Origin of the sequence: Arthrobacter sp. PL16 (genome assembly GCF_035985055.1) — a bacterium.
Classification (GTDB): Bacteria; Actinomycetota; Actinomycetes; order Actinomycetales; family Micrococcaceae; genus Arthrobacter_D; species Arthrobacter_D cheniae.
The window spans coordinates 66,334-91,454 of the sequence record NZ_JAXCIC010000007.1 but is presented as its reverse complement, the minus strand read 5'-3'; the positions used below and the strand labels follow the sequence as shown (position 1 = coordinate 91,454).

At 66.4% G+C, this 25,121-nt stretch carries 18 protein-coding genes and 2 pseudogenes; 14 read left to right on the top strand and 6 right to left on the bottom strand.

What is annotated here, in order from left to right; genetic code table 11:
• Positions 1-30: 30 nt before the first annotated feature.
• Both RCH21_RS14000 and RCH21_RS13995 read right to left on the bottom strand, forming a co-directional pair.
• Positions 31-849 carry a DNA-formamidopyrimidine glycosylase family protein gene (locus tag RCH21_RS14000; RefSeq protein ID WP_120148542.1) on the bottom strand — a complete coding sequence of 273 codons (819 nt, stop codon included), beginning with the start codon at positions 847-849 and terminating at the stop codon, positions 31-33.
• The gene (locus RCH21_RS13995) at positions 842-5,758 is read right to left on the bottom strand and encodes a DNA glycosylase AlkZ-like family protein (RefSeq protein ID WP_326964909.1); all 4,917 of its coding nucleotides are present in this window, start codon (positions 5,756-5,758) and stop codon (positions 842-844) included. The genes RCH21_RS14000 and RCH21_RS13995 overlap by 8 nt, the downstream gene beginning before the upstream one ends.
• A gap of 134 nt (positions 5,759-5,892) precedes the next feature.
• Here RCH21_RS13995 and RCH21_RS13990 point away from each other — a divergent pair, with 134 nt between their 5' ends.
• Complete coding sequence (locus RCH21_RS13990; RefSeq protein ID WP_326964908.1) at positions 5,893-6,438, top strand: hypothetical protein; 546 nt, start codon at positions 5,893-5,895, stop codon at positions 6,436-6,438.
• Here the strand turns inward: RCH21_RS13990 and RCH21_RS13985 are convergent.
• A complete protein-coding gene (locus RCH21_RS13985) occupies positions 6,435-6,809 on the bottom strand; it encodes a DUF4232 domain-containing protein (protein WP_326964968.1) in 375 nt (124 codons plus the stop codon). The two genes, RCH21_RS13990 and RCH21_RS13985, sit on opposite strands and share 4 nt — an antisense overlap.
• Positions 6,810-6,843: 34 nt before the next feature.
• On the opposite strand from RCH21_RS13985, the gene RCH21_RS13980 reads away from it, so the two are divergent.
• On the top strand, positions 6,844-7,224 hold the full coding sequence (locus RCH21_RS13980) for a hypothetical protein (protein ID WP_235830674.1): 381 nt from the start codon (positions 6,844-6,846) through the stop codon (positions 7,222-7,224).
• A 49-nt stretch (positions 7,225-7,273) separates the two neighbouring features.
• Here the strand turns inward: RCH21_RS13980 and RCH21_RS13975 are convergent, their stop codons facing one another.
• Positions 7,274-7,729: a 23S rRNA (pseudouridine(1915)-N(3))-methyltransferase RlmH gene (locus tag RCH21_RS13975; protein ID WP_326964907.1), complete on the bottom strand. Its 456-nt coding sequence runs from the start codon at positions 7,727-7,729 to the stop codon at positions 7,274-7,276.
• 189 nt (positions 7,730-7,918) lie between these two features.
• On the opposite strand from RCH21_RS13975, the gene RCH21_RS13970 reads away from it, so the two are divergent.
• The 6 genes from RCH21_RS13970 to RCH21_RS13945 are packed head-to-tail and all read left to right on the top strand — an operon-like array spanning position 7,919 to position 14,581.
• Positions 7,919-9,382: a bifunctional cytidylyltransferase/SDR family oxidoreductase gene (locus RCH21_RS13970; protein WP_326964906.1), complete on the top strand. Its 1,464-nt coding sequence runs from the start codon at positions 7,919-7,921 to the stop codon at positions 9,380-9,382.
• Positions 9,379-10,923 (top strand): class I SAM-dependent methyltransferase, encoded by a 1,545-nt coding sequence (locus RCH21_RS13965; RefSeq protein WP_326964905.1) that lies wholly within the window; start codon positions 9,379-9,381, stop codon positions 10,921-10,923. Before RCH21_RS13970 ends, RCH21_RS13965 begins: the two co-directional genes overlap by 4 nt.
• Entirely contained in the window at positions 10,920-11,207 is a 288-nt protein-coding gene (locus RCH21_RS13960) for a DUF6752 domain-containing protein (protein WP_326964904.1), read from the top strand. Before RCH21_RS13965 ends, RCH21_RS13960 begins: the two co-directional genes overlap by 4 nt.
• The gene (locus RCH21_RS13955; RefSeq protein ID WP_326964903.1) at positions 11,204-12,538 is read left to right on the top strand and encodes a family 1 glycosylhydrolase; all 1,335 of its coding nucleotides are present in this window, start codon (positions 11,204-11,206) and stop codon (positions 12,536-12,538) included. Before RCH21_RS13960 ends, RCH21_RS13955 begins: the two co-directional genes overlap by 4 nt.
• Positions 12,528-13,664: a glycosyltransferase gene (locus tag RCH21_RS13950; RefSeq protein WP_120148533.1), complete on the top strand. Its 1,137-nt coding sequence runs from the start codon at positions 12,528-12,530 to the stop codon at positions 13,662-13,664. The genes RCH21_RS13955 and RCH21_RS13950 overlap by 11 nt, the downstream gene beginning before the upstream one ends.
• 5 nt (positions 13,665-13,669) lie before the next feature.
• A complete protein-coding gene (locus tag RCH21_RS13945) occupies positions 13,670-14,581 on the top strand; it encodes a phosphodiesterase (RefSeq protein ID WP_326964902.1) in 912 nt (303 codons plus the stop codon).
• A 31-nt stretch (positions 14,582-14,612) separates the two neighbouring features.
• Here RCH21_RS13945 and RCH21_RS13940 read toward each other — a convergent pair.
• A pseudogene (locus tag RCH21_RS13940) lies at positions 14,613-14,822 on the bottom strand (Lrp/AsnC family transcriptional regulator); the annotation flags it as partial.
• 79 nt (positions 14,823-14,901) lie between these two features.
• On the bottom strand, positions 14,902-15,579 hold the full coding sequence (locus RCH21_RS13935) for a response regulator transcription factor (protein ID WP_326964901.1): 678 nt from the start codon (positions 15,577-15,579) through the stop codon (positions 14,902-14,904).
• A 228-nt stretch (positions 15,580-15,807) separates the two neighbouring features.
• Here RCH21_RS13935 and RCH21_RS13930 point away from each other — a divergent pair, with 228 nt between their 5' ends.
• The 6 genes and pseudogenes from RCH21_RS13930 (at position 15,808) to RCH21_RS13905 (ending at position 25,058) form a co-directional block, all read left to right on the top strand.
• Positions 15,808-19,092: an efflux RND transporter permease subunit gene (locus RCH21_RS13930; protein ID WP_326964900.1), complete on the top strand. Its 3,285-nt coding sequence runs from the start codon at positions 15,808-15,810 to the stop codon at positions 19,090-19,092.
• Entirely contained in the window at positions 19,089-19,547 is a 459-nt protein-coding gene (locus RCH21_RS13925) for a hypothetical protein (protein ID WP_326964899.1), read from the top strand. The genes RCH21_RS13930 and RCH21_RS13925 overlap by 4 nt, the downstream gene beginning before the upstream one ends.
• A gap of 6 nt (positions 19,548-19,553) precedes the next feature.
• Entirely contained in the window at positions 19,554-22,694 is a 3,141-nt protein-coding gene (locus RCH21_RS13920) for an efflux RND transporter permease subunit (RefSeq protein WP_326964898.1), read from the top strand.
• Between the two features lie 97 nt (positions 22,695-22,791).
• Positions 22,792-23,123: pseudogene (locus tag RCH21_RS13915) on the top strand (HD domain-containing protein); the annotation flags it as partial.
• 813 nt (positions 23,124-23,936) lie between these two features.
• Complete coding sequence (locus RCH21_RS13910) at positions 23,937-24,365, top strand: hypothetical protein (protein ID WP_326964897.1); 429 nt, start codon at positions 23,937-23,939, stop codon at positions 24,363-24,365.
• A gap of 198 nt (positions 24,366-24,563) precedes the next feature.
• Positions 24,564-25,058, top strand: coding sequence for a type ISP restriction/modification enzyme (locus tag RCH21_RS13905; protein ID WP_326964896.1), 495 nt, complete (start codon positions 24,564-24,566; stop codon positions 25,056-25,058).
• The last annotated feature ends 63 nt before the right edge of the window (positions 25,059-25,121 follow it).

The window sequence follows — 25,121 nt, the reverse complement described above, 5'->3', positions numbered from 1 at the left end:
CGCCTCATCCTCCCGTTTCCGCCCACCTGGTCAGGGTAGTACCGCTCCGGCGGTGGCTTCCAATCGCGGCTGGCAGTGCGGGCAGTAGTAGATCTCTCGCAGCTCGGTCTCCTTGTCCCCGAGCTGTTCGAGCGCCACCGGGGTGCCGCAGCGCAAACAGCCTCGCCGAGACCGTCCGTAGACCCAGAGGGTGTTCCCCCGCAGCTGACCGGTGGTGGCCCGGGTGCTGCGTGCCTTGTTCGCCTCGAGGAGCTTCTTGGAGAGTTCGACCATGCGCGGCAGGTTCGGGACGTCGCCCACCGGGGTGAGCGGGTGGACACCGGCAAGGAAGCACAACTCGCACCGGTACACGTTGCCGATCCCGGCGAGGTTCCGCTGGTCGAGCAGGGCGAGGCCGATGGGCCGGTCCGGCTGGTCCAGCAGCCGGCGCAGCGCCTCGTCGGGATCCCAATCGGGTCCGAGCAGGTCCGGTCCGAGGTAGCCGACCGCTTCCTCCTCCTCGGCGCGAGATATGACGCGGAGGAAACCGAGTTCGAAGCCGACGACGACGGCGTCGTCCGTCTCGAGGATGCAGCGGGCCTTGAACGCGGGCCTGCGCCATTTCTCCCCGTGCGCGTAGACGTGCCAGAGGCCCTCCATCTTGAGGTGCGAGTGGATGTCCCAGCCGTCGTCGCCCCCTCCGCGGATGAGCAGGTGTTTGCCGCGGGCGACAGTCTCCTGCACGGTGTCCCCCGTGAAGTCGACGGTCGCGAAACGTGGCACCCGTATGTCGCAGCGCGTGAGCACCTTCCCCGCCAAGGCGCGGTGCAGTTCACGGGCGGCCCGCCAGACGGTATCTCCCTCAGGCACGGATCCTCAGCCCCTTCGGCGTCGTATAGAAGCCGGCGTCAGCGAGGGCTCGGCCGATGTCGGTATCAAGGATCTCACCGCCGTTCACCTTCTCGAGCGCCATCTTGTCTGCGGCACCACGACGGATGATCATCACCAGGGCCAGCGCCGCCGCGCGGAGGACATCGGCGTCCTCGGTGAACGCCAGCAGGGTCTTGCCGCCGCGCTCGACATACAGTGCGAGCGCACCGTCGACGAGGACCACGAGCGCGCCTGCTTTCCGTCCGGCACGATGCCCGCCCTCGGCCTGGGGCCAGCTGAGCGCGGCGCCGTAGGGGTTGGCCGGATCCGTGGCGGCAAGGGCGACGGCGTGCAGCGGTGGCGCTTCACCTCCGAGCACGTCCTGGGCCGTGGGCAACTGGTTGTCCGCGCTGAAGGAGCGCAGGCGGTCCACCGTGGCGGGCACCGCGAACTGGGCGGCACCGAGGTGCTCGATGAAGTACCCGCGCCTGCACCTGCCCATCTCCTCGAGCCTCGCCAGCACCTTGTACATGATGCCGAAGCCGCCGGGGATGCCCTCGTTGCCGACGGCTCCGCGCGTGACGACGCCGTAGCGGTCGAGCAGCAACTCGGCGGTGGCGTGCGCGTGGAGCGTCGTCTCGGCCTCCACGCCCGGCAGCATGTTCCAGCGACCGGCGGCCAGGGGAGGGGTGGGCCTCTGGTACCCGCCCATGTCGTCGGACGCAGCACTCAGGCGCATCGACGTGCCGGTCAGCGACTTGCCCGGAGCCCGGCCGAGCCGCCCGGCCCGCGAGGTGCGCGCCCGTGCAGGCACCGGTCGCTGCTTGTGCGCGGTCTTGCCGTTGGCCAGCAGGGAGCGCACCGGGGTGAAGGTGTCATTGCTGATCCTGCCCGCCCACACCAGATCCCAGAGGGCGGTCACGACGGCGCTGTCCGACGTCGATTCCTGGACATCGAGCAGGTTGGTGAGCTGACGCAGGAAGTAGCCTCCGCCGCCGGACAGCAGGTCGAGTAGCGCGGTGTGGAGCGACGACGGCTCGAACGCGGCGTCCGGTCGCAGGGTCAGGGGTGCGTTCTCGGCCAGGTGCAGCGCTATCCAGCCGTCATTGCCGGCGAGCGACCCGGCCCCGGACCAGAGCACCTCGCCGGTTGCCGTCAGCTCGTCGAGCATGGCCGGCGCGTAGTTGGCAACGCGCTGCGCAAGGACGAGTGGCTCCCAGGCCGAGGCAGGAATCGGAACGCCCGAGAGCTGGTCGATGACCGTGATCACCCCGTCGAGGCCGCGCAGGCCGGAGCCGATGTGCTGCCACACGGGTAGGAACCGACCGTAGGCGGTCGGGTCGACCGGCTCCACTTCCTGCCGCAGCGCTGCCAGGGAACGACGGCGCAGGCGGCGCAACACCTCGACGTCGCACCACTCGCTGGAGGCAGGGGCATGGAGCGTGATGGAGCCGGGCGCGGCGCCGGAATCGGCCGAGATGTCGAGGACGGGCACCGATTCCGTAGGACGGAACTCGCCCTCCACCACCCGACCGGCGCCGGCGAGGCGTTGCAGTGACCCGGCGACGACGGCCACGCCGAGTCCCAGGTGGGACGCCGCCTCGGCTGCGGTGAACGGACCGTGCGTGCGCGCGTAGCGGCCCACGAGGTCGCCGAGCGGATCGGCGATGGGCTCGATGAAGGCCAGCGGGATGCCCATCGGCAACGGGACGCCGATGGCATCGCGCAGGCGTGCAGCATCCTCGACGGCGGAGATCCGCTCGGTACCCGCGATGTTCACCGTCAGTGCCCGGGTAGCCTTCGTCAGGGCTGCGACATGCTGCCGGACGAGGTCCGCGGAGGCGCGAACCCGTTCCGGGGCCGGTGGATCATCGTCGAGGGAACCTGGGGGATGCCCCTCCGGTTCCCCCACCTGGGCGTCCGCTGGTGCCTCCAGACGCTGGGCTATCTCGTCGACGGTGAGCGGTCCGAGGAGGCGAAGGAGGTCCGCGACCCCCTCGAGGCCGCGTGCGAGCCGGTCCGGCCTCAGTCGCTGCAGCTCCAGCTCGGTCTCGGCGATGACCCGCGCGTCGAGCAGTTCCCGCAGTTCCGCCCGCCCGAGCAGCTCGTTGAGCAGCGTGGGGTCCAGCGAGAGTGCTGCTGCACGGCGCTCGGCCAGCGGGGAATCGCCCTCGTAGAGGAAGGATGCCACGTAGCCGAACAGCATGGACCGCGCAAAAGGCGAGGGCTGCTGCGTCGTGACCTCGACGATGCGGAGTTCCCGGCGCTCGAGCGACGCCGCGAGGTCCTTCAGCGCCGGGAGGTCGTAGACGTCCTGGAGGCACTCGCGCACGGTTTCGAGGACGATCGGGAAGGTCGGGTACTTCTTGGCGACATCGAGCAGTTGCGCGGATCGCTGCCGTTGCTGCCACAGAGGGGTGCGCTTGCTCGGGTTCTGGCGCGGGAGGAGGAGTGCCCGCGCGGCGCATTCGCGGAAGCGGGAGGCGAAGAGCGCCGACCCGCCCACCTCGGCGGTGACGATGCCGTCGAGTTCCTCGGCATCGAACAGGAAGAGGTCCGCGCCGGGCGGTTCGTCGTCCATGAGCGGCACCCGCAGCACGATGCCGTCGTCGGAAGCCATCGCCGAGCCGTCCATGCCGTAGCGCTGTTCCAGCCTCGCCCCCACGGCGAGGGCCCAGGGCGCGTGCACGGGCATGCCGAAGGGACTGTGCAGCACCACGCGCCAGTCGCCGAGTTCGTCGTGGAACCGTTCCACGACCAGCGTGCGGTCATTCGGGACCACCTCGGTGGCCTCACGCTGTTCGGTCAGGTAGGTGATGAGGTTGCCGGAGGCCCAGGCGTCGAGCCCGATCTTCTCGCACCGCTCCTGCGCCTTCTCCGGCGTGGTGCCGGAGATCTCCCGGTTGAAAGCGCCGATGGCACGGCCCAGTTCCACGGGCCTGCCGAGGGAATCACCCTTCCAGAAGGGCAGCTTGCCGGGCTGGCCGAAGGCGGGGGAGACCAGTACGCGGTCATGGGTGATCTCCTCGATGCGCCAGCTCGTGGCACCGAGGGCGAAGACGTCGCCCACGCGTGACTCGTAGACCATCTCCTCGTCGAGTTCTCCGACGCGCCGGCCGCCGGCACGCGGACCCTCACCCTCCGAGCCCACGAGGAACACCCCGAAGAGCCCGCGGTCGGGGATGGTGCCGCCCGAGGTAACCGCCAGGCGCTGCGCTCCGGGCCTTCCCGTGATGGTGCCCTCGACGCGGTCCCAGATGATGCGTGGGCGCAGTTCGGCGAACTCGTCCGACGGGTAGCGGCCCGCAAGGAGATCGAGTGTTGCATCGAAGGCGGAACGGGGGAGGGTGGCGAAGGGTGCGGAGGTGCGGACGACGTCGAACCACTCCTCTACGTCGATGGTGCCGAGCGCTGCCGCCGCGACGGTCTGCTGCGCCAGGATGTCGAGCGGATTGGTCGGGATGTAGAGGGGTTCGATCTGCCCCGCCAGCATCCGCTCCACCGTGACCGTGGTGTTGACGAGGTCCCCCCGGTGCTTGGGAAACAGGACGCCCTGCGAGACCTCGCCCACCTGGTGTCCGGCGCGGCCCACGCGCTGCAGTCCGCTTGCCACCGAGTGTGGCGATTCGACCTGCACCACGAGATCCACGGCTCCCATGTCGATGCCGAGTTCCAGGGAGCTGGTCGCGACGACGCAGCGCAGGCGCCCGGACTTGAGGTCGTCCTCGATGAGGGCGCGCTGGTCCTTGGACACCGATCCGTGGTGGGCGCGGGCGAGCAAGGGCTCACCTCCACTGCTCTGGCCTGCCTGGGCCATCATCTGCGCGGGAGTCGCGGTGGTGTGCGCGTACGACGGCGTGGGGGAGGCGGGCTCGATGGCTCCGGGATCACCGCCCGCAGCCCATACCGCGTCCCTTTCGAGCCGCTCGGCGTGGATCTCGTTGAGCCGCGCGGTCAGCCGCTCCGCGAGGCGGCGCGAGTTCGCAAACACGATGGTGGATCGGTTCTGGCCGATGAGGTCGACGATCTTCTCCTCGACGTGCGGCCAGATGCTCGCCTGCGGGACGGCGTCGCCGTCGTCATCGGTGTTGGAAGCGGCTCCGCCCAGTTCCGTCATGTCCTCGACCGGAACGGTCACGGTGAGGTCCCACTGCTTCTTCGAAGGTGGTGCCACGATCTCCACGGGTGCGTTGCCGGAGAGGAACCGGGCCACGGTCTCCTTCGGCTCCACGGTCGCGGACAGGCCGATGCGCTGCACCGGCTTGTCCAGCAGCGCGTCGAGGCGGGCCAGCGAGACGGCGAGGTGGGCGCCGCGCTTGGTGCCGGCGACGGCGTGGACCTCGTCGATGATGACGGTATCCACCTCCATGAGGATTTCGCGCGCCTTCGACGTGAGCATGAGGAACAGCGACTCGGGGGTGGTGATGAGGATGTCCGGCGGCCGCGTGAGCATGGCGCGCCGCTCCGCCTGCGGAGTGTCACCGGAACGGACGCCCACGGTGATGCTGGGCGCGGGCAGGCCGAGACGCTTGGCGGTCTGGGTGATGCCGATGAGGGGTGCGCGCAGGTTCCGCTCGACGTCGACGCCGAGGGCTTTCAGCGGCGAGATGTAGAGGACCCGGGTCATGCGCTTCGGCTTCTTCGCCGCAGGATTCCTGGACCCCTTGGCGGCCTCGATCCCGGCGGCCTCGGAATCACCGCTGCCCTCGCCGGAGGCGATGAGGCGGTCGATGGCCCAGAGGAACGCGGCGAGTGTCTTGCCGGACCCGGTAGGTGCGACGACGAGCGCATTCGATCCCGCGGAGATGGCCGACCAGGCGCCCGACTGGGCAGGGGTCGGCTCGGAGAATGCCCCGGCGAACCACTCATGGGTTGCGGGGGTGAACCTCGTCAGCACCTGCGTCGTCACTCCCTCATCATGCCCCAGCGCACCGACAGTTCGAGGTGGTGGCCGCCGCACCGTGCGCCGGCCGCCGAAGCGGGGGTGCCAGGCAGTAGGTTGCGTACAAGGGCCGCGCCGAGCGGTCGGCGGAGGAGTGGTCCATGGCAGCCGGAGCAGGGACTGCGGAGCGCCCGGCATCGCGGGGTCAGGTGTCGAACAACTGGCTGCCCGTCGTCGGGATCGGGGCACTCTTCATCGGCGGGGCAATGGCGGCTGTGGTCTTCGACGGCGACACGGGCCGCATTGCTGTCTACTTCGTGGTGAGCACCCTCGTCCTCATCCTCCTGACGGCGCCGTGGCTCATCCGCCATCCGCCTGCGTTCAACGCCACCACGGGCGCCTACCTGGTGCTCGCCGTCGTCGTCGAACTGGGAGCCCTGCTCGGCGGGGCCGTCGAGGCGTTCCGTGGCCTCGGCGCCTGGGTGGTCCTGGGACTGGGGCTCGCTGTGTACGGGTTCCTCGAGCGGGGACGCGTTCTGGTCACCGCCGGGGTCGTCGCAGCGCTCCTCGGCGTCGCCTCGATCACGGTCGACCTGCCCTGGGTGACCCTGGCCCTTGCGCTGGCTACCGCCGCCCTCATCATCTTCGCGGCATGGCGGCTATGCCTGTCGGGGCTGCACGAGGGCGTCCCCGGTAGCGGTTCCTAGGACGCCGGCTGCAGCGTCCCGACCCGCATGAGCACGATCGCGGTGTCCGAGCAGGCGGAGATCGCCTGCGGCAGCACGAGCGAATCGGTTGCGCCGGGCGGGTAGACGCGGAGACCGGCGGACTGGGTGAGCCCGCAGTCGCCCCCGTAGTTGCCCGCGTTGGTCTGCTGCAGGGTCGTGCTGACGGACGCTCCCGGAGCGAGGGCCACGCGCACCGGTGCTGAACCATCACGCTCCGCGGGGGCACCGATCTGGGCGCCGGCCGCGTCGGTGAAGGACACGCCCGGATATCCCTCGACCGAGCACTCCTGGTCCGAGGCATTCGTCAGGACGAGGCTCCGGTAGACGCTGCCGGCAGCACCTCCACCCAGTTGGTCCTGGACCGACCCGGTCAGCTGCGCCGCCGTGCAGCTCCCACCCGCTGCAGGCGTCGTCTCCGAGGGAGTCGGACCTGCCGACGGGGTCGGCGACGGTATGGGCGGAGCCGACGACGGTGATGGTGACGGCGAAGGTGATGGCGTCGTACTCGCGGTAGGACCGGGTGAGGCCGACGGCGGTGCCGCCGCCGTCGGGACTGCGGAGGCAGACGCCGACGGAGCCTCGCTCCCCGTGGTGGCTGACGGCGCTGCCGCCCCGCCGTCGTCGGGCCCGGATGCCATGCAGCCGCTCAACGCCGCCAGTGCTCCGACAGCCGTAACGGCCGTGATCCAGCGCTTGCTCCCCAGCAAAGTAGTCATGCCCACACCCTACGTCCGCCACACCGACAGTCCTCTCCATGTCGGGTAGATGCGGCAGGGCGTGCCGCGATTGTTACCTGAGGGCTGACGGCGCCGGACTATTCATGATGGTAGGCACGTCCACCCGCGATCTCCTGTGCGCGATACACCTGCTCGACGAGGATCAACCGCACGAGCTGGTGCGGAAACACGAGCGGTGAGAGCGACCAGATGAAGTCGGCGCGCTGATGCACCTGCTGGTCCACCCCGTAGGCCCCACCGATGATCACCGTCACGCTGCGCGAAGCCTCGAGCGGACCGAGCAGGGTCCGGGACAGGGCGGGCGAATCGATGGCCTTGCCACGCTCATCGAGCAGCACCACGAAGTCGGTGTCGAGCCTGGCCAGCAGCCGCTCGGACTCCTCCTTCCGGGCGGCATCGTTCTCACGGGCGGAATGGGCAATCAGCTGCCAGGAGAGGTCGAACGGCTTCTTCAGCCGCTTCGCATAGCGGTCTATGCCCTCCGCCACCCAGCTCTCGTGCTTGCGGCCCACTGCGAGCACCCGTATTGCCATGTCCTCAGGCTATAGCGGTCCCACGGCGGCCACTCAACCCCCTCCAAGGTGAACGCGCAACGGACGCTAGGCAAAGAACAAGCGCTTGCACAACAGATTCCCGGCGAGAATTTTTCCTGCCCACGGGTACCCGCCGTAAGTACGCTTACTAAATTCCTGTAGGACCACGAACGGACGAAGGGGGCGGCAATGTCGACCATCACCGGCGGAATCGACGCGACGAACACAGCGGGCACCGAGGCACGCTCCCGACGACGAACGGTCGGCGTGGTCCTTGCAGGCGGCGTCGGCACCCGCATGGGGCTCGAGATCCCCAAACAATTGGTGCCGGTCGCGGGCCGGACGAGCCTGGAGCACACGGTCGACATCTTCCAGCAGTGCCCCTTCATTGACGAGATCATCGTCATGATGGATCCCGGCTCGATGGACCGTGCGGAGAAGCTGGTCAGCCGGGAGAAGTTCCCGAAACTGACCGGTCTGCTGCCGGGCGGACGTGACCGGAACGAGACCTCCTACCTGGCGCTGCGGGAGATCGCGACGCCCGGCTCCAAGGTGATCTTCCACGACGCCGTCCGCCCGCTCGTCGACCCGTCCATCATCAGGGCCTGCGTCGACGCGCTGGACACCTATGACGCCGTCGACACCGGCATTCCCTCCGCGGACACCATCATCGAGGTCGATGAGCACGACATCATCAGGGCCGTCCCGCCGCGTGCGTCGCTGCGCCGCGGCCAGACCCCGCAGGCCTTCCGATGGGACACGCTCATGGAGGCGTACGGCCTTGCGCACAGCGACCCCGCCTTCGCCGCGACGGACGACTGCTCGGTGGTCCTCAAGTACTGCCCCGACGTCCCGATCATCGTGGTCCCGGGGCACGAGGCCAACATCAAGATCACCCACCCCATCGACATCCACCTCGCGGACAAGCTGTTCCAGCTCAAGCACCAGCACGTGGACCCCGTGCCGCATCCTGCCTCCTCCCTCCGCGACGCCGTCGTCGTCGTGTTCGGCGGCAGCTCGGGCATCGGCGGGGAGCTCGGTCGGCAGCTCGAGGACGAGGGCGCGCACGTGGTGTGCCACAGCCGCACGGGCAGCGGCACCTTCGTCGAGGATCGCGCGTCCGTTTCCCGCGCGCTCGCCGATGCCGCCGCGCAATACGGACGGATCGACCACGTGGTGCTCACCGCAGGGGTCCTGACGATCGGCAATCTCGTGGGCCTCTCCGACGAGCAGCTCCAGCACGACGTCGGCGTCAATCTCATGGCCGCGTTCGTCGTCGCGCAGGAGGCGCACTCCTACCTTTCGGCCTCGCACGGGTCCCTGCTCCTCTTCTCGTCGAGCTCCTACACGCGCGGCCGCGCCAAGTACACCGTCTACTCCGCGACGAAGGCCGCGCTCGTGAATCTGACGCAGGCGCTCGCGGACGAGTGGGGGTGTGACTCGATCCGCGTCAACTGCATCAGCCCGAGCCGAACCGCGACACCCATGCGCGAGAAGGCTTTCGGCCACGAGGACGAGCAGACTCTCGTGCAGGCGGCCGACGTGGCCCGCGTGAGTGCCCAGGTCCTCGCGTCCGACATCACGGGACAGGTGTTCGATGTCCGCCTTCCGCAGGTGGATCCGCTGCCGACACAGCTTGAAAGTGTCCGGTGAGCGCGCCCGCCCTGACAGCCGACGCCGATCGGCTGGTGATCACCGGCGCCCGCGTCCCCTCCGGGGATGCTCTGTCCGTCCTGCTGGACGGGCGCCGGATCTGGTCCGTCCGCGCGCCCCGGCCCGACGACGGCGCGCTGGTCATCGAGTGGCCGGCCGCCCTGTCCGAGCGGTTCACCGGCCGGGCCCGCCTCGCCGTCGAGCACGCAGGCCGTGAGATCGCGGCGGGGACCGTCGCGTTCGACGACGGCTCCGACTTCGACCTCTGCGAACCCGGCACCGGCATTCCGCAGGTCGTCAATAAGTGGGGGAGGATCGCCAGGTCCTTCGAGGGCCGCGACGCCGCACTCATCGAGCATGTGCTCGACGAGGCGGAGCACCTCATCGATGCCCTCCGCCGGACGGTCGGCGTCGAACTCTTCGTCACGGGCGGCACGCTGCTCGGTCCCGTCCGCAACGGACGCATCATGGCCCACGACGACGACGCGGACCTCGCCTACCTCAGCGCGCACACCAACCCGTCCGACGTCGTGCTGGAGAGCTTCCGCATCGAGCGGGCCCTCGTCGACCAGGGCTACGAGGTGGTACGGCACTCCAGCGGCCACCTGCAGCTCATGTTCCCCGGCGGCACCGTCACGGACCACTTCTACCTCGACATCTTCACCTATTTCGAGTGCGACGGCTGGTTCTACGGGACCTTCCATGCGCGGGAACGCGCGGACACCGTCACCATCCATCCGCTGAAGCCGCTGTCCGTGAATGGGCGCATGCTGCCCGGTCCGGCCGAACCGGCTCAACTCCTTACCGCGATCTACGGACCGTCGTGGGAGGTGCCCGATCCCACCTTCACGTTCGTCACGCCGCCGGCGGCATTCCGCCGGTACTACTGGTGGCTCAACCACTTCGATGTCGACCGCGAGAACTGGGAGGACCACCATCGCGCGGAAATCGAGGGCGGACCGGCCCTTGTGTCATCGGCCCTGGCCGTCGCGACGGCAGCCCAGCTGCCGCCGTCGTCGACGGTCCTGGATCTCGGCTGTGGACTCGGGGCGGATGCCTGCTACCTGGCGGAGCGTGGCCACCGCGTCCTCGCCGTCGACTACAGCCGGCCCGCACTCGCCTGGGCACAGGAACACCTGGCGCGCGACGACGACGCCGTCCTGTTCGAGCGGGTGAACCTCACGATGGCGCGCCACGCGCTGCACCTCCGGCGACGCTGCGCGGAGCTCGACGGGACGGTCCACGTCCATGCCAACCACCTCTTCAACGCCCTCAACCCCCTCGGATGGGACACCACGCTGCTGCTCATCAAGCACCTGCTGGCCACCCCCGGAAGCCGGGCGTTCCTCGAGGTGGGGGTTGCGGGTGCGGAGGGGTCGGCGAGCTGGACCGAGTACCAGCCCGTCGACTGGACGAGGTTCCAGGAGCAGCTTCGGCGGTACTCGCTGAACGCCGAGGAACAGTACGACGAGCTGCAGGACGATGACGGAGCAGGCCCGGCGATGAGCCGACGCGTGCTCGTGAGAAGGGAGACGACATGACGGAGACAACAGCACGGGAGGTGGGCTTGCGGTTCGACGGGCCCGACGACGTCGCGGAACAGCTACAGGTGCTCCGCGCCGAAGTCGAACAGTTGCGGAGCGAGGTGGTGCGCCTCGACGCGGACCTCGACGAATCACGCCGGCTCAACCTCCGGGCGGCCGAACTGCTCGACGTCGTCTACGAGGAACTGGGCGCCTCGCGCCTACACCGCACCGAACAGCCGCGCGAATTCCCCACCGATCGATCGCGCGACGAACCCATCGGAAGGGAGGGAACGACATGAGCGCGCAGGAGGAAAGGCCGGTCGAGATCATCGGCGGCTTCGAGAGCACCTTCATGCCGGCGCACAACCGCGACATCTTCGAGACCACCGAGCACGATCTGCGGTGGCGCGAGGATCTCGCCCTGCTGTCGAAGTCGGGCATCACACGGCTGCGCTACCCCGTTCGGTGGCACCGGATCGAAGAGGTCGAGGGCAGCTACGACTGGTCCTCCACGGACGAGGTCATGGGCTATCTGCAGCAGCACGGGTTCCGGCCCATCGTCGACCTCGTGCACCACACGAGCTACCCGGCCTGGCTGACCGACGGTTTCGCCGACGCCCGTTTCGGCCCCGCCTACCTGCGCTACGCGGAGGCCTTCGCCCGCCGCTACCCGTGGGTGGGGGAGTACACGCTCTTCAACGAGCCGTTCTCCACCCTGTTCCTGTGTGGGCACGAGGCCATCTGGCCGCCCTACCACTCGGGGCTGCAGGGGTTCGTGGACCTGGTCGTCAACGTGATGCCGGCCGTCGCCGAGGCGAGCCGCCTATACCGCGAACTGCTGCCGGACGCCCGGCACGTGTGGGTGGACACCTGCGAGTTCCACACGGGGTCCGACGCCTCCGGGCAGCGGTACGCGGACATGGCCAATGACCGCCGCTTCCTGGTCATCGACGCCTTCCTGGGCAGGGGATACGACGTCGAGAGCCAGCTGGGCCGCGATCTCGCGCCTGTGGGCGGCGAGAGACTGCTCTCCCTTCCCACGGGGAGCATCGATGTGCTCGGGCTCGACTACTACGCACACTGCCAGTGGAATTTCTCCGAGGCGGGCGGAACAGCTCCTACCCCCACGCCGCTGCCCCTGGCCGACCAGGTCCAGCAGTACTGGGAGCGCTACGGCCTACCCTGCATGCTCACCGAGACGAATGTCCGCGGGCATACCTCGGACCGCGCCACCTGGCTCAAGTACGTGCTCGAGCAGTGCGAGGAGGCCCAGCGCCGCGGCGTCCTCATGGACGGGGTGTGCTGGTTCCCCGTCGTCGACTCCACGGACTGGAACTCCCTGCTCTTCCGCTGCGAGGGCCACGTGGACCCGGTCGGCGTGTACTGGCTCGACGAGGACCTCGAGCGGCGCGCTTCGGTGATGTCGACGTCGTACGCGCTCGCCGCAGGGGGAGCGCGCTCCGCCGACCTCCCCGCCTACGTCCTGGCCGAGCCCGTCGCCACCTGGCTACAGGGCTACCGACCGCAGATGGCCCACTGGGACTGGCAACAGCCGCCCAGTACCGATCTCGGCTCACGTCTTCCCCGTACAACTACTCGAATGGAATTGAGGATCGTCGATGCAAAGTGAACTCATAGTTTTGTCGCACCTGCGGTGGGATTGGGTCTGGCAGCGCCCTCAACAGCTCGTATCGCGCCTGAACAAGGCACCGGGCCGGACGACCTGGTTCGTCGAGGAGCCCCTCACTCCGCCGGACGTCGAGGTGACGCAGAACCGCCTCGGCACCGCCGAGGCCGAAGGCCTGACCCGCGTTTACCTGGAGATTCCTGAACAGGGCAGGCACGTGGGCTTCTTCGACGAGGTCATGCCCGACTACGTCGAGCAGTTGCCCGGACTCATCGGCCCGCCCTCGGGTGACCGCGTCGTGTGGATCTACACGCCGCTGGTGCTGGAGGCGGCCCTCGCCCTCGAGCCGACCACCCTCGTCTACGACGTCATGGATGATCTCGCGGCCTTCAAGAACGCGGCCCCCGAGCTGCTGGTCCGCCAGCGCCAGGCACTGCGCCGCGCCGACGTCGTCTTCGCCGGGGGACGCTCGCTGCACCGATCGGTGGTGAAGCAGGGCCGGGAGGATGCGCATCTGGTGCCGAGCGGAGTGTCCGTGGGTCACTATGCGGCTGCTGCGCGGCACGCCGATCCTGACCGCAGCAGGCCCGTGGCCGGCTATGTCGGTGTACTGGACGAACGGATCGACCTCGAACTCGTGGCCTCACTCGCCGAGCTGCTTCCCGAGTGGGAGATCCGCATGGTCGGTCCCATCTGCAAGATCGAGGAGTCGGACCTGCCGCAGGCGCCCAACATCACCTACCTCGGGCAGCAGGCCTACGAGGACCTCCCGGGACACATGGCGCAGTTCGACGTCGCACTCATGCCTTTCGCCCTCAACGAGGCCACGAAGTCGATCAGTCCCACGAAGACCCTCGAGTACCTCGCCTCGGCGTTGCCTGTCGTGTCCACGCGTGTGCCCGACGTCGTCGCGGACTTCCCGGGCGTCGTCGAGTTGCAGGACGACGCCGAGGGGTTCGCTGCTGCCTGCGAGAAGCTTCGAGGGCGGGCCGGGAAGGCTCCGTCGCCGGAGCTGCGCCGGCTGCTGAAGAGGCATGACTGGAGCAGGATCGCCGAGCTGATGGACAAGCTCGTGTTCGATCAGGAGCGGTCGACGCCGGAGCGCGCCACGGCCGAGGCCTCCGCCTAGCGCCCATGCCGACCCCCAGCAGGCGGGAGGATGCTCCGCTCTCCAGGGAGCATCCTCCCGCCGACCACCTCCTCCTCCACTTCAGTGACACCCACTTCGTCGCCGACGGCCTGCTGTACGGGGGCGTGGACGGCCGTGAGCGGTTCGGCCGGCTCCTGGCCGAAATAGGACGGTCAGGCGTCCGGCCGGACGCGCTCATCTTCACGGGTGACCTCACCGACACCGGCGATCCTCGGGCCTACGAGGCGCTGCGCGACGCCGTCGAGCCATTCGCCGAGCGCCTGGACGCCCCGGTGATCTGGCTCATGGGCAATCACGACCAGCGCTGCGCGCTCCGGACGGCGCTGCTCGGCGAACCGGCGGAGGACACACCGCTCTACCGCAGCTATCGGCTGGGCGGGCTGCGTGTCATCACGCTCGACTCCTCCGTGCCCGGGCGCCACCACGGTGAGCTCGACGACGCCCAGCTCACCTGGCTCGAGGCCGAGTTGGCTCGGCCCGCGCCCGAGGGCAGCATCCTCGCGCTGCACCACCCGCCGATCCCGATGGTGCAGGACCTCGCCGTGCTGACGGAGTTGCGACGGCAGGATCGGCTGGCGGAGGTCGTCGCGGGCAGGGATGTCCGGCTGATCCTCGCCGGGCACGTCCACTTCCCGTCGTCGTCGCTGTTCGCCGGCATCCCGGTGTCCGTGGCGTCGTCGACGTGCTACACGCAGGACCTCAACGTGCCGGTGGGAGGAATCCGGGGGATGGACGGCGCGCAGGGCTTCAACCTGGTGCACGTCTATCCACACACCGTCGTCACGTCGGTGGCGACGCTCGCGTCCTTCGGCACGGTGGGGGAGTATGTTGCGCCGGAGGAGGCACGACGGCGACTGCGTGCGGCAGGCGTGGGCGGCACAGTCCGCAATCGGTAGTGCACTGTGGAATCCCTACACCGGTCCAGCTTTCGGCGCTGACGAAAGCTGCCACCCCGCGTCCCAGCGCGGCGGGAAGAACCCTGCTGCTGTTGGGTCGAAGGGCACCTGACGCCGTCATGCGCTCCAGCCGGGACTGCACTGTCCCGCGCACCAGCCCCAGCCGCTGGGCGAGCACCATGATCGGAACGCGCGGGTCTTCGTCCATGGCCTTGAGGATGCGCTTGTCAGTCGCGTCCAATTACTGCACAGCGCACCTTTCCCTCCTGGTCCAGCCGCTCCGCTGAAATGGCGGGGCGGCCCGGACAGTCAGGCCAACATCAGCGGCTAGCGGCCAGGAGGCCCAACTGGCGGGCCATGACGACGGCTTCAAGCTGTGAGTGGACTCCGAGTCGGGTGTGGATGGCTTTTACGTAGCCCCGGCAGGTGTTCTGGGAGATCCCCAACGTTTTGGCGTTCGATCGGACATCTTTGCCTTCCGCCATGAGTTTCAGTACGTCCATCTGGCGTTTGGTCAACAAGGATGCGGCGGCCGATGCCTGGCCGTGGGGCAGTGCCTGCGTTGCGAACGCAGCAAGAATCTGCGGATCTACCTCGATGACCCCTGAGTGGGAATGCCGGACCGTACCCAGGAGGGCAGTCAGGGGCGTGCCCCTGGCGAGGAAGGCGGAGGCGCCGGCGGCGGCCGCCTGGGCCAGGCCCTCGCTGGTGGGCTCGCTGACCAGCATCACCACATGTGTTCCCGGTGAAGCGGCCATCAAATCAGCAGCAATTCGGGGTCCCAGGCCTTCCGGCCGGCCCGAACTCACCACCACGACGTCCGGCTGGAGGCTGCGGCACATCCGAAGCCCCATCGTGGCATTCCTGGCGAAGCCCAGCCCCTGCAGGTCAGGTTCATGATCAATTGCCGATGTCAGCAGTTCGGCAAATGACGTGTGGTCATCAATAACCAGGACGCTGGTTCTGGCTACGCCGGTATCCACAGCTTCTGCCGTCATCGTTGACATCCCCAATCATCGAAACACCGGGGATACCCGCCGATCAGGCGGTTCCCTAGCACGTCCGTTACCTGAATCTTCCGCCTTTGGGGCGCTCCCTGTATAGGTCCCCTGCCCCCCTAATTTGGGGGTCCTTGCAACCAAGGTGGGACTACTTGCCGGTTCCCGGCTGCGCGAAGCTTAGTCGACCGCCGAAAGGCACCACCCCCTTCGCAGGTTGGACGAGCGATGACCGGTTTATTCGCTAGATGGAGTTTCCAGTTCCGGCTGCTGATCCTGGCGCTGGCTGCAGCAATAATCGCGATGGGGTTCTGGTCTTTTCCCAGGTCCTCCGTGGACGCATTGCCTGAATTCGAGCCGGCCCAGATCGAGATTCAGACCGAAGCCTTGGGGCTGTCCGCCCTTGAAGTTGAACAATTCATCACCTCCCCAATGGAAGTGGACTTCCTGAACGGCGTCGCATATCTGGACGAGATCCGTTCGGAGTCCGTTCCGGGCCTTTCCTCCATCCAGCTGCTTTTTGAACCGGGAACGGACCTGCCGCGGGCGCGCCAGCTCGTTGCTGAGCGCCTGGTGCAGGCCCACTCACTGCCAAAGGTTTCCACGCCCCCGGTCCTGATGCAGCCGAAATCCTCCACCAGCAGGGTGATGATGGTCCGGCTGTCGTCCTCGGAGGTTCCGCTCATGGACATGTCCGTGCTCGCGCGGTGGAATATCAAGCCACGCCTGATGGGTGTTCCCGGGGTGGCAAACCTCTCCATCTGGGGCCAGCGTGAGCAGCAGATGCAGGTCGAAGTGGATCCCCAGGCGCTCCAGGCGCGCGGGGTAACACTCAACCAGGTCATCCGGACAACGGGTAACGCAGTGTGGGTATCGCCTCTGACCTTCCTCCAGGCCTCAACACCTGGTACGGGCGGCTTCCTGGAGACGGAGAACCAGCGCCTTGGGATCCAGCATGTCCTGCCTATCACCACCCCCAGCGACCTGGCACAGGTCAGTGTCGAAAACGTGACGGGCCCGCCGCTGGTTCTCGGCGACGTGGCAACAGTCCGGGAGAACCACCAGCCACTCATCGGCGACGCAGTGGTGGACGAGGACCCCGCCCTCATGCTCGTCATCGAGAAGTTTCCCGACGCCAATACGGCCGAAATCACTGCAGCGCTGGAAGCCGCTCTGGACGACCTGAAACCAGGCCTTTCAGGAATCGATGTGGACACCAGCGTCTACCGGCCCGCATCCTTCCTTGAGTCCGCGATGCAGAACCTGGGTATGGGCTTCATTGCCGGCCTGTTTCTGGTCGCGCTCCTCCTGGGCCTCTTCTTCAGGTCCTGGCGGACGGCCCTGGTAGCACTTATTGTCCTGGCAGTTTCCACGACCGCTGCCTTCCTCACGCTGTCGGTGCTCGGAATCGGGCTGAATATTGTCGTCTTCGCCGGATTGGTTCTGGCTTTGGTCGTGGTTGTGACAGACCTCGTGACTGACTTGAACGGGTTGCGCCGGCGGCGGGAGCTTTCCGCCTCGGGCTCAGGCCGGCGTGCGGCAACCGTGAGCTCGAACGGCATCACGGACGGGGAAGGCGCGGAGGACGGTTCGAACGGCCCGGAGGCGAAGAGCGAGCTGAGGCTGGTGCTGATATCAGCCGCCCTCCAGCAGACCCGCAACGCTATTGTCTTCGCCGGACTCACCATGGCGCTCGTCCTGCTGCCCGTGCTGTTCCTGGCGGGAGTGAACCGTGCCCTTTTCGTTCCCCTGGTGCTGTCCTTCCTGGTGGCGCTTGCCGTCGCACTGCTCGTCGCCTGGCTTCTCACTCCTGCTTTGGCCCTGACTCTCATGGCCGGCGAGGAGCGCGCACCCCGGGTCCCGGGCAAACTCAGGTCAGGAATCCGGACGGCAACCGAACGAAGTGCCGCAAAATTCCAGTGGGTCCTGGCTGCAGGCGCCCTGCTGGCAATAGCTGCGGTAGGCGGAATTCCGCTCCTTGCCGCCGGTCAGCCCTCCGTGACAGCACTTCAGGACCGGATCCTGCTGGTGCAGTGGGACGGGCTCGCCGGGACGTCCAACAGCGAAATGAGCCGCATCTCCGCGCTTGCCGGCAAAGAATTGTCGGACGTTCCGGGCGTAGCAAATGTAGGCGGGCATGTGGGCCGTGCCATCACCTCCGATCGGGTGGTGGGGCCGAATTCAGGGGAACTCTGGGTCACCATGGAGGCGGACGCAGACTACTCGAGCGTGGCAGACGCGGTCGGCGAAGTCGTGGCAGGCTACCCCGGGATCAGCGGCAGCGTGGCTACCTATGGCCAGAACCGGCTCGACGTGGAGCGCAGCCGGTCTCAACATGAGTTCTCGGTCAGGGTCTTCGGGGTGGATCCCCAGGTTCTGCGCGATACAGCGGAGAACGTCAGGGACATGATGGCCACCACGGACGGCTTGGTTGACCCGCAGTTGTCCCTGCCCCGGCTCCAGCCCATCGCCGAGATTGAAGTCGACCTGGATAAGGCACAGCAGGCCGGCGTGAAACCCGGCGATGTGCGGCGTGCAGCAGCAACCCTCTTGCAGGGTGTGGACGTCGGGTTCCTCTTCGAACAGCAGAAAGTCTTCCAGGTGGTGGTGAAAGGCACCGATGCCTCCAGCTCGAGCCTGACCAGTGTCCAGGAGTTGCTGATCGACAAGCCGGGCGGCGGCCACGTGCGGCTCAGTGACGTTGCAGATGTCCGCGTCACGCCGCACGAGTCCGTGATCACGCATACCGATACGTCACGCCACATCGATGTTGTGGCCAAGTTGGACGGCAGGTCCGTCGGGGACATCACCTCAGATGTCAACTCCGGTCTGGCCAACCTCGAATTCCCCATGGAATACCACGCGCAGGTGCCATCCCAGTACTCGGACCAGCAGAACACCGCACAACTCGTTTGGGCTGTTGCGGGAGCGGCGCTGCTCGGCATCCTGGTCCTCCTCCAGACCGCACTGCGAAGCTGGCGGGTAGCCTTGGTTGTCTTCCTGGCGCTGCCACTTGCCTTGGCAGGCGGCGTTGTGGCCGCAGTCCTCACCGGGGGCATCGTTTCCCTGGTGACCCTCCTCGCCTTTGCGGCGCTGTTGGGAATGGCTGTGCGGGACTCCATCCTGCTCGTCCGGCGGGCCCAAACTCCCCTTCCAACCGACAGCCCGGTGTCTGCAGAGGCGCCGGAGGAAAGCCGGCTGCAGGGTGGTTCGCGCTCCTCGATTCTGCAGGCTGCTCAGGACCGGCTGGTGCCGATTCTCATTGGCGCGGTTGTCAGCGCAGCGTTCCTGATCCCCCTGGTGGTACTTGGGGGATCAGTTGGCAGGGAAATAATCCTGCCCTTGGCCATAGTGATCTGGGGCGGCTTAGTGACACACGCACTACTTGTCCTGGTTATCCTGCCAACCCTCCTGATCCTGTTCGGGACCGGCGCTCCCGAAGATGAGGACCTCCTGAAGCCACAAGGCCCCGCTGGCGCTGCGGGGCTCCGCGAAAGAACGGAAGTGTCATGACTGCTGCGAACATGCCTTGGAAGCGCCGCCTGTTCGGCGTCCTGGTCATTGCGTGCCTGGCCGGCGGGCCGGTGGCCGCGTGCGGGGAAGCGCCTGAAGCGGCTCCGGCGGCGGCGGTGCAGGAAGCGGCCACCCTTGAGGAGGTTGAAGGGCAGGAGGTCAGCCGCATCACCTTGACGGAGAAAGCTGCAGAGCGGCTCGGGGTCACGACAGGTGCGGTGGAAACGGTGGAGGGGAAGCTCCAGGTGCCCTACTCCGCGCTGATCTATGATGCCAGCGGCGGGACGTGGGTCTACACCAACCCGGAGCCGCTGGTGTTCATCCGGGAACCCGTCGCGGTTGAGCGTATCGAGGCTCCCACCGTGAAACTGGCAAGCGGACCCCAGCCCGGGACGAAAATCGTGACGGTAGGGGCGGCCGAACTCCTGGGTGCCGAGCTGGATACGGCGCAGTGACCGGCCATGCGCAAGCTTATTGCTTTCAGCCTCAAGTTCCGCTCGGTGGTGGTAGCGCTCGCCGTCGGAATCATGATGGTTGGAGCTGTCCAGATCAGCTCCGCATCAGTCGATGTGTTTCCCGAGTTCGCACCGCCCCGGGTGGAAATCCAGACCGCAGCCCTGGGCCTGACCGCCGCGGAAGTCGAAGAGCTGGTCACAGTTCCGCTTGAGGACGCACTGAACGGCCTGGAGGGGCTGGACGAGCTGAGGTCGAAGTCCGTCTCCCAACTGTCCTCGGTCCTGATGATTTTCGAGCCGGGTACTGATCTGCTGAAGGCACGGCAGCTGGTCTCGGAAAGAGTCGCAACGGTCACGCCGTCGCTGCCCAGCTGGGCCACCCCACCGGTCATGTTGCAGCCATTGTCCTCCACCAGCCGGGTCATGAAAATTGGCCTGTCCTCGGAAGAGCACAGCCTGATCGAGCTGTCCATGCTGACCCACTACAAGCTGCGTGCGCACCTGCTCTCCGTCCCGGGGGTGGCAAACGTTGCGATCTGGGGCGAACGCAAGGAAACGCTGCAGGTCCGCGTCAAGCCTGAACGGCTGCTGGCGGAAAAGGTTTCCCTCAGAGAGGTGATGGTAGCTACCAACGACGCCATGCACGCCGGACTGCTGAAGCACACATCCGGGAACGTGATAGGCGCCGGTGGGGTTGTCGAGACCCCGAACCAGCGTATTGGCATCTCGCACGTCCTGCCCATCCGCACCCCGGAGGACCTCGCCAAGATTCCTGTCCTGGAACGCGACGGGAACCCCCTGCGGCTCGGCGACGTGGCCGACGTCGTCATGGACCACAACCCGCTCATTGGTGACGCGGTCATCAACGACGGCGAAGGCCTGATGCTCATCGTGGAGAAGCTGCCGTGGGGTAATACCCTGGAGGTCACCAAGGGGGTGGAGGCCGCGCTGGAGCAGATGGCGCCGGCGCTGTCAGGAGTCGAGGTCGACACTGCCATCTTCAGGCCGGCCACCTTCATCGAGAAGTCGCTGGAGAACCTGAGCCTGGCGCTGCTGCTGGGCATCGTGCTGGTCATGATGGTGCTGGGGGCGTTCCTTTTCCAGTGGCGGACAGCCCTTATCAGCCTCATTGCCATCCCGTTGTCGCTCATTACGGCAGGCGTGGTCATCATGATGACCGGCAGCACCGTGAACACCATGGTGCTCGCTGGTCTGGTGATTGCCGTGGGTGTCGTGGTGGACGACGCCATCATTGACATTGAAAACATCATTCGGCGCCTGAGACAGCACAGGGAGAGTGGAAGCAGCCGGTCCACGGCGTCCGTTGTGCTGGAGGCCTCTATGGAGGTCCGCGGACCAATTGTGTACGCCACCCTGATCATTGTGGTGGCAGCCGTACCTATTTTCTTCCTCGAAGGGCTGACGGGCGCTTTCTTCCGCCCGTTGGCCACTGCCTACACGCTGGCAGTCTTCGCCTCCATGCTGGTGGCGCTTACAGTCACTCCGGCACTGGCGCTGATCTTCCTCCGCAAGGCTCCACTGGACCCGCGGGATCCGCCGCTGGTCCGGGTCCTCAAGCGCGGATATCACTCGCTGATGTCCAAGGTCATCCGCCGTCCGGGGCCAGGCTACGTCGCTTTCAGTGCACTGACCCTCTCCGGGGTCCTGGTGGCCCCGCTGCTGGGCCAGGCACTGCTTCCGTCATTCAAGGAACGCGACTTCCTTATGCACTGGGTGACCCAACCGGGCACTTCCCTCGCCGAGGAGGTCCGGATCAGCGAACGGGCCTGCAAAGAATTGCTGGCTGTGGACGGCGTCCTCAACTGCGGCGCCCACATCGGGCAGGCGCTGGCGGCTGATGAGGTGGTGGGCGTGAACTTCGGTGAGAACTGGATCAGCGTCGATCCCTCGGCCGATTACGACAAAACCCTGGCAGCCGTCCAGGAGGTAGTCGACGGCTATCCGGGGATCCACCGCGACGTGCAGACCTACCTGAAGGAGCGCATCCGGGAGGTCCTCACAGGCGAGGGCGACGCGGTAGTGGTCCGCGTCTACGGTGACGATCTGGAAACCCTGCGCGAGCTGGCCGAGGAAGTCGAGGAGGTGCTGGGAGAAATCGACGAAGCCGTGGAGGAGCACGTGTCGCTTCAAGTGGACGTTCCACAGGTGGACGTCGAGGTCAATCTCGAGGCAGCCAAGCGTCACGGGGTCAAGCCCGGCGACGTCAGGAGGGCCGCGGCAGCGATGGTGGCGAGCGAGGAAGTGGGCGACGTCTGGCGGGAAGGCAAGGTCTTCGACGTCCGCATCTGGAGTCCTCCGGAGACCCGTTCCGACGTCACCAGTATCGGCAACCTGCCCATTGATACTCCGTCAGGAGTGCCAATCCGGCTCGCGGAAGTCGCCGATGTAAGCGTCAACGCCACTCCGAGCGTCATCGACCGGAACAACAATTCACGCAGGATCGACGTCAGCGCCAATGCCGCGTCAGAAGGCGAACTGGGTGCCCTGGTGGAGGAGATCGAGGAAGGGCTCGCCGAGGTGGACTTCCCGGCCGGCTACCATGCCGAGGTCCTGGGGGAGTTCGCCGAACGTGAAGCCGCCACCCGGCAGCTCCTGATCTTTGCGGCGGGCGCTCTCCTGGTTATCTTCCTGCTGCTCCAGGCGTCATTCAGCAGCTGGCGTTTGGCCGCCCTGGTCATCTTCACACTTCCAGTAGCGCTCGTTGGTGGCGTACTCGCGGCCTACCTGAGCGGTGGCGTCCTTTCACTCGGTTCGATCGTGGGGTTCCTGACGGTCCTGGGCATCGCGGCCCGCAACGGCATCCTCCTCATCAGCCATTGCCAGCACCTTGAGAAATACGAGGACGAAAAGTTCGGGCCCGAGCTGGTGCTGCGCGGTGCGGGGGAGCGGCTCTCACCCATCCTGATGACAACGCTCGCCACCGGGCTGGCGCTGGTGCCACTGATCCTCATGGGGACCATCCCAGGTCATGAAATCGAACATCCCATGGCTGTGGTCATTGTTGGCGGGCTGGTGACCTCAACGCTCCTGAACCTGTTTATCCTTCCCTCCCTGTACCTGCGTTTCGGAAAACCGCGGTCCAAGGCGGCTCCCCCGGCTGCTCCGGTTCCGGTGGCCGCGGGCTAGCGTGACGCGCGCTGGCGGGCGAATTGATCAGTCATTAGCCTGCACTGGGTGCCTGGGTGCCTGGGTGCCCGGGTGATCAGAGTGACCAGTCTTGGACATCGAACGCGTTACCAGCAGGTTGCACGAAGATCCTGACGACTACGCCGCAATCATCAGCGACATTGCACAGGAGACCACGGTGCCGCCTTGGTCAAGATTGCGGATAACGCCCACAATTCCCTGCTGGAGCGCGAGCAGGCGCTGGCAGAGAAGTGGCCGGACAAGCCGCCGGTCACCAAATATCGTGACGCCCGCCCGGTGCTGTACGCCGCCGTCGAGGTGGAAGAAATCCGGAAGATGGTCACCCGCGTGAATCCGTGGCTCTTGGAGGAGTTGGACGACCGGCTGGACGAGGAAGACACCACGGACTACGAAAACCTGTCCTACGAGGAGCCGGATGCCGACGTCGAGGCTGCCCTGGACGCTAGGACGGCCGGGAGCGGTAGCCTCTGCCTCCAACTTCCCGAGGGCGCGGGTCCGGCCGGCTGGACCCGCGGCGCTCATCGATCACGATCGGAGCGGCAAGCGCCAGCACGATCACCATCAGGCATGCCGGGACAGACAGGACGAAGGTTAATTCGTCGGTGCGAAGGTTCGGTGGCGGTCGTGCCTGGGCTCACGTGCTGTAGCAAAGCAAAAGGCCCTGCTTCCCTTTGTTCACAAGGGAAGCAGGGCCTTTCTTACCAGCGGTGATGGTGGGATTTGAACCCATGTAGAAGTTCGGTCGCAGTAGGGGGGTTGCATCGGTATCCCCGTAAGAACGGGGATTCTAGCCACTTTAATCACAGGTGCCCACGAATGCTCACAGGTACTCCTGCACCAAAATGCACCACGGATGGTCATCCACAGGCGGGGGCTGTTCGTGCCGGATTCTCAACGCTCTTGCGTGGAGAACTGACCAGGAGACTCAGCAGTGGTAGCGACCGGTAAGCAGTCGACCAGAGCATGAATTGCCAGCCCAGGCTCTTTATCTAGGTCGTGGCCCGGGGCTGCGATTTCAGGCGCTTCCTGGGTCATCTCTACCACTGCCTCCAGATCTAGAAGGTTTCGATGAAGCAAGAGCCTTCGTGTAGCGGCCGGTGGAGGACCGGGTTGCGGGCGCCTTAAATCGTCTTATGGGACAGGTGACCGCGCTGATTCCGGTAGAGCAACAGGTGCATGGTTATCGGAGGTGATCCTCCTGCCGCCACGTATGCTTTCCGCATGACCGACACGCGGCAGCTCAGTACCCCTCTCGATGTGACAGACGACCTGACCTTCAGTGGACAAGCCAACGGAGGCGGTGTTGTCCGCTCGGGTGCACGATTGCATCTCTCTGGACAAATGTACGGACGCCTAACGGTTGAAAACGGCGCACATGCGCATCTTTCTGGTCAACTCAACGGCACTGCAGAGGTTTTGGGGACTCTCGATGTCACAGGCCAGATCAGCGGCGTTCTCCAAGTAGCGGACTCTGGTCAGCTGATGTTCGCGACCGGCTCATCAATCGTCCGATCTGGACGGACACTCGTGGTGAACGAATCGGGAGAGTTTCAGCCGCCGCAAAAGGATGGCAGTTTCTACGTGATCAGTGATGAGACACCTCGTTGGCTCTATCAGTACGATGGCACCCTGATATTGGCCCAGAAATAACGCCCGGCAGTCTGACGGGCGGTCTTCGGGAATCTGCAGGTCCCGAGACCGCGATTCCGAACGAGCGCAGCAGGTAGCCCTGCTGCCGTCATCGGAACCGGCTTACGGGTAGCGACGAAGATTAAATTGCGGGCACGGGTGGCGGCCCGGTGGCCGCTGACCTCGGTGTAAGACTCAGTTCGCTTCAAGTAGGCCACCATGGGGCACCAGCCAACTCGCTGGGGGCCCCTTCGGCTCTCAGAATGTCGCCGACTGCAGCCGTTAGGACCATCGCGGCGTATCTGTGCGCTTCTAAACTCGGATCAATATTTGGAGGCTCGCCCGCACCCATCGTCTCGTCATCGTTGGCCGGTGCGTAGCGGCCAGCCAAGAATCCCGTGGCATGAGTCCATGTTGAGTCTTCTCTCCACAGACGATAGACCGTCCAGAGAATCGTCCCCGTCTGCCAGCCGAGCCCTCGCAGAGCTGCACCTGAACTACGAGGCCGTGCCGCCCGCCGAGCTGACCGAAGTGCGTCGGACGGAACTGCCAGCCGACGTCGAGGCACAGTACGACTACTATCGGGCGCAGAAGCTGTCCTGGGGTGCCCGGAAGGACCGGTCGCGAATCGTCTACAACGCGAACATCACCTTGGAGGGCATCCCAGCCGAGGCGTTGGACTATCAGGTAAACGGAAAGTCAGCTATCGAGTAGATCCTCGATCGGTACCAGGTGACTACATATAAGGACTCTCAGGTCACCAACGTCCCGAACGAC